At 33.8% G+C, this 5,530-nt stretch carries 4 protein-coding genes and 1 pseudogene; 2 read left to right on the top strand and 3 right to left on the bottom strand.

Features of this window, described 5'->3' with window-relative positions; translation table 11 throughout:
- Window positions 1-119: 119 nt before the first annotated feature.
- Window positions 120-365: a hypothetical protein gene (locus L1967_RS21940; RefSeq protein ID WP_249603632.1), complete on the top strand. Its 246-nt coding sequence runs from the start codon at window positions 120-122 to the stop codon at window positions 363-365.
- A 163-nt stretch (window positions 366-528) separates the two neighbouring features.
- Here L1967_RS21940 and L1967_RS22425 read toward each other — a convergent pair.
- Together L1967_RS22425 and L1967_RS21925 are read right to left on the bottom strand one after the other, a co-directional pair.
- Window positions 529-1,707: pseudogene (locus tag L1967_RS22425) on the bottom strand (site-specific integrase).
- A gap of 887 nt (window positions 1,708-2,594) precedes the next feature.
- A complete protein-coding gene (locus tag L1967_RS21925) occupies window positions 2,595-2,963 on the bottom strand; it encodes a hypothetical protein (RefSeq protein ID WP_249603631.1) in 369 nt (122 codons plus the stop codon).
- A 66-nt stretch (window positions 2,964-3,029) separates the two neighbouring features.
- Between L1967_RS21925 and xerA the strand changes: the two genes are divergently transcribed.
- Window positions 3,030-4,157: a site-specific tyrosine recombinase/integron integrase gene (xerA, locus tag L1967_RS21920; protein WP_249603630.1), complete on the top strand. Its 1,128-nt coding sequence runs from the start codon at window positions 3,030-3,032 to the stop codon at window positions 4,155-4,157.
- Window positions 4,158-4,579: 422 nt separating this feature from the next.
- Here the strand turns inward: xerA and L1967_RS21915 are convergent.
- Window positions 4,580-5,530: permease (locus tag L1967_RS21915; protein WP_249603629.1), on the bottom strand; the 951-nt coding region annotated here is incomplete at its 5' end.

Below are 5,530 nucleotides of genomic sequence, written 5' to 3'. Positions count from 1 at the left end.
CGCCCGACAGGATTGCTCACTATCAAAATGAGCTGTAAAAGTGAAGATATTCATTATATTGAATTTGAGGTGAATATAATCAAAATTAAAAAATTATGAGTATTTACGGATAATCAAAAATGAAAAAAATAATTACTATTACAGCTATACTATTTGTATGTAAATTCACTATTGCCCAAAGTATATTTGATTATAAAGGATTTCCCTTAGATGAAGTTAAATATTATTATTTGTCAGCTGAAAACAAAACCTTACTTACAAATGAAACTGAAATTTTTAGTGATGTTAAGCAATTTACATGTGATATATCTTATTATGAAGATCATATAAAAATCTTACTGAAGATTTACAAAGTCAATTCATAGATCACTTAGGCTCTAGAATGATTACCACACTTGAAGTCCATGTTCATTATTTTAAAAGTTTGAGAGAAGCTAAAATTCAGCATAGAAAAGAATATAATATCGGTAATAAAATACTCGATAGAAAATTTATTTACTACTGCAAAGAAGAATAAATTCTAATATTTTAAACTTTCCCCCTCAACTTATCCATATCATTTGAAATTTTAGAATCAATCACTCGTGCATAAATTTGAGTGGTTGATAATTTAGTATGCCCTAAAAGCTTGGAGACCGTTTCGATGGGTACACCATTAGCTAAAGTTACCGTCGTCGCAAAAGTATGCCTTGCCGCATGAAAACTAAGCTGTTTATTAATTTTGACGGCTTTGGTAATCTCTCTTAAGTATTGATTTGTTTTTTGGTTGGAATACACCGGAAGCAAGATATCACTATTATTTACTCGTGGATGCTCTTTATATTTTTCTAAGATGCGTTCAGCTTCTTCCAGCAGTGGGATTCTAAGCAGTGTGTTTGTTTTCATTCGCCTTGTATAAATCCATTTTTTACCATCAATTCCGATTTGAATATGCTTTTTCTTTAGTTCGAGTACATCACCATAAGGCAAACCGGTATAGCAGCAAAACACAAAAATATCACGGTTAATGCTAAGTGTATAGCGTTTGAACTTCTTTTCCTTGATCTTTTGTAATTCTGCTTTTGATAAATACACCATATCAACATGCTGAAAGCGAAGTTTAAACCGTTTGGTCGGGTTCTTTTCAATCCAATCCAGATCTTCAGCAAGGCGCATAAGCTTTTTAAAGCGCTCCATATGTTTCATTACGCCATTGTTACTTAAAGATGATAAATCACGCAGAAATCACTCGAAACCTAGCGTAAATTGGTAATCAATTTGTCTTAAATAAAGATCTGAGATGTTACGTTTTTCTCTTAGGTAATTTTTTAGATAGGTTTCTGTAGTGGTATAATTCTTTAATGTTCCATATTTCAAAACACCTTTCATTTTAGTGGAATGGTAGTCCAGTAATTGTGTTAAGGTGTAGTGTTTTTTATCAATGCCCAGGTATCGTGACTTTACTGCACTGGCGGTAATCACCTGATCTTCTTTTTGCAGGCTGTCATATGCTCTATATAATAGTGCCTTGGTATCGTCTATTTTTTTATTGAGTTGCTGACTTTCCATACTGCTGCCATTTAGCTTGCAGGCTGATTGATTCCAACGGCTTACTTCCAAGCTACGTTTTAGGCTCATTTCAATATAAATGCCATTAACTGATATTCGGGCATAAAGGAGGGCTTCTTCCGGCTTGTTTTTTTTCTTGCGGATGAAAAAAGAAATCATAAATGTTTGAGTGGTACGCATCGTTTTGTTTGTTAAATGAAACAATAATTAAGGGTTGAAAGCCAAAACGATCAATATTTACTAAGGGTCACGGGGCTAATCAAGATACAAAAAATAAGCTCACGATTAACTCACGAAAAAGACCAAAACTCACGAATAACTCACATTATAGCTGGTGAAGTTTGATAGAATTTAACGCATTAAAAAAGGGTAACTAAATGAAAACCATATAATTACCCTTAATTAACCAAAATTTGGTAGTTTAAAAAGTCGGGATGACAGGCCGCAACCCATCTCTCATATACCTTGTAAATCGGGAGGTTTCAAAATTAAATTTCAAAAGGTCACCGAATCGGGATCATTTTTTCAAAATTAATTGACTTGTTTCGTCAATTTCACGGATTACTAAAATAAAAAATTAAATTTTCTTAATGGAACAAATCATAAATTATTCCGCTGTATTATTTCATCTTGTAATACAACTGCAATATCATTATTTTAAAGCTTTGGGAATATTTTTTTAATTGAACACTATCTCAGAAACTAAGTTTACTATACATATCCATAATTTCACCGGTCACAAAACTTTTAAGACCAATGATTTTATTTTCCCTATTATTATATTCTACTTCCACAAAAAACCTGAAAAGCGCTTAAACAACAAATCGGGAATTCCCCTCTATAACCATTACCAAGAAATCCCCTTGGCTAAATAATAAATCGTATTGCTCATGATCTGATAATAGTTTATATTGGTAAAGCGTCAAAACCTTCATAATCAAAAATCTATTAATAAAAGTAATGAAGCATGTTAATATCTGTTGCTATTAGCAAAATTTTCTAGCATTAATACAAATCCAGGAGTGTAATGATTTGGTTATAATAAGCTATTTACGCATATATTCCTGCCATTGTACAATCAGATATTTATTTTTACCTGATTTTTTTAGATCTAGAAAACCATAATCATAAACAAAAAAGTATACATCCCCTCTGGAATTTTTCCAATAATGAGTGAAAAAACCGGGATTAAAACCGTCGTTTAGGAGTGCTGATTTCCTTACCGTAGTATACCCTTTGTAATTATAGGTTTTTAAAATCTTTCGGTTTATTTTTAGTTGACGATCGATCTCGAGATAAAAAGCCTCTGTTTTTTGTCGTGTTTCATACTGGTGAACGGATTTACATTTGGTCGAACAAAATTTCTTATCCGACCTACCAATAATACGTGATTCACAAACCGGGCACCTCTTCATAACAATAAACGTATATTATACGACTAATATACCGCTAATATTTTTAAAATGCTGTAATATTGAACAATGGGTTCGATTAAAAATATTACACTGTATAATCTGATGATCAATAATCAGAAGGTGATTGGTATCAGGTTCGCTCCAGATAAGGTTATACAGGCACTTATAAAAAGTCTGGATAGCCCAAAATGGAGCCCTAAGTACCATTTGGTCTATATTCCCAATAGCAAAAAAAATCTGGCACAATTGAATAATACGTTTAAAGGAGTTGCCTGGATCAATTATAATCGTTTCTTAACCAACAGGCCTATAAAACCCGGTAATGAAAAGGTAGATGCGGATTGGTTTCGTCACAGAAGCCTTCCCGATAATTATCGCCGTTGTCCTGAAGATTACCTGCTTAAATTAGAACTGAAACGTTATGCCGTAAATACAGTACGAACCTATGTGACTTTTTTTGAACAGTTTATCAATTGCTATCCAGATAAAGACCCATATACACTAAATGAAACGCATATACGCGCTTACCTGCAAAGGCTCATTCGCCAGGAAAAATCAAGCTCCTATCTCAACCAGGCCATCAATGCTATAAAATTTTATTATGAAGTGGTATTGGGTATGCCCAACCGTTTTTATGAAATCGAACGCCCCAGAAAAGCATATAGACTCCCACAGGTTATTTCGAGGGAGGAAGTGCTATCCATAATAGCCCATACCAACAATCTAAAACATAAATGCATAGTCCAACTTATCTATGGTTCCGGCTTGAGAAGAAGTGAATTACTGAATTTAAAAATTAATGATATCGATAGTAAGAGAATGCTGGTAAGGATAAAACAGGCCAAAGGGAATAAGGATCGACTAAGCCTATTATCTCATAATGCATTATTAAATTTACGCAGCTATTATAAAATCTGGAAACCCAAAGACTATCTCTTTGAAGGTCAAAAGGGGGATCGATATTCTGGCCAGGCCGTAGTAAATATCATAAAGAACGCGGCTCTAAAAGCTAAAATTGCTGTTCCAGTAACCCCGCATATGTTAAGGCATAGTTTTGCGACGCACTTGTTGGAGGCAGGGGTCGATTTGAGACAAATACAAGTTATACTGGGTCATCAATCCACAAAAACCACTGAAATTTATACGCATGTAGCCACAAATACTTTTAAAACAATAAAAAATCCACTAGATTAGTACTTTAACTAAAATGGAGATAACACAACTTGTTGTGTTATCCGTACGTTATACACAAGCAAAACGAACACTTTTAGATTGTTCTTCGATAATTGAATAATGCGATATAATTAATAACTATAACTAAAAGGCCTAAACCTGCAATAATTGCGGAATGTATTAGATTTAGTTCTATAAACCTTTTACTCGATCCTGATAAAATTGAATACCATAGGATAGGACAAAACACACCAACCAATGAAATATTACGTCCTGTTTTTATACCTAACTTGAATGACAGAATTCTGTCATTCAAGTTTTTATTGGTATGTGATCTAGTCTTTCCCTTAACTGCGTCAAAACATTTTCTTCCTATAAAAGAATAAGGACAAGCTTTGAAAAGGAAGTTAATAATATTTTTAAAAGATCTCATAAATTTCACTTTAAAAGAAAAAGTAAAAGATAAAACCTCCAACAATCGCCATTGTCATAACCGAAAGAATAAATGCCATTATTGCTTTTGGTTTTAACATTGAAGAGATGAGTGCTATTTCAGGTAAACTAGCACCCGTTCCGCCAATTATTAAAGCAATTGCCGCGCCCATACTCATACCTTTCACAATAAGTGCTTTTAATATAGGAATAGCCATCTCAATTCGCAGATATAGAGGAACACCAATTCCTGCCGCAATAGGGATAGCAAGTGGACTATCATTTCCTAGATATTTTTGAATCCAAGTATCTGGCACAAATGCTACTAAAGCAGCACTTATAACCGCCCCAATTAAAACATATGGAAGTATACGTTTGAACAATGCCCAACCAAACGAAAATGCCTCATTCAATTTCGGATTAGATTCACCACATACGCTATTTGATGAAGTACCGCAACTTGCAACTTGTTGAGATGAATTATTATTTGATGAAGTACCGCAACTTGCAACTTGTTGAGATGAATTATTATTTGATGAAGTACCGCAACTTGCAACTTGTTGAGATGAATTATTATTTGATGAAGTTCCACAACTTACAACCTGTTGAGATGAATCTTCAACATTAGTGTCTTTGGAATCTAGGTTGATTCTTTTAACTTCATTCTTAATCGATGTTTTTCCAAAAAGAGTTCCGAATAAAACCGAACCGATAAAAACAATGAGAAAGTAAACCAATGCAACTTTCCACCCAAAAACACCAAAAATAAAACCTACCACAACAAAATTTGCCAATGGCGCTGAAAGTAAAAAAGAAAAAACCATAGCAAATGGTGCTCCCATCTCTACCATCCCCATTGATACTGGAACCATAGAGGCACTACAAAATGGTGTGGGAAGACCTAGCAATGCCCCCATTAAGCCACCAAACTTACCTGTTTTTGATAATCTCTTCTGAAGTTT

The sequence above is a fragment of the Zunongwangia pacifica genome, assembly GCF_023499215.1.
Classification (GTDB): domain Bacteria; phylum Bacteroidota; class Bacteroidia; order Flavobacteriales; family Flavobacteriaceae; genus Zunongwangia; species Zunongwangia pacifica.
Note: the sequence above shows the minus strand (reverse complement) of the source record. Positions and strands in the feature narration are given on the sequence as shown.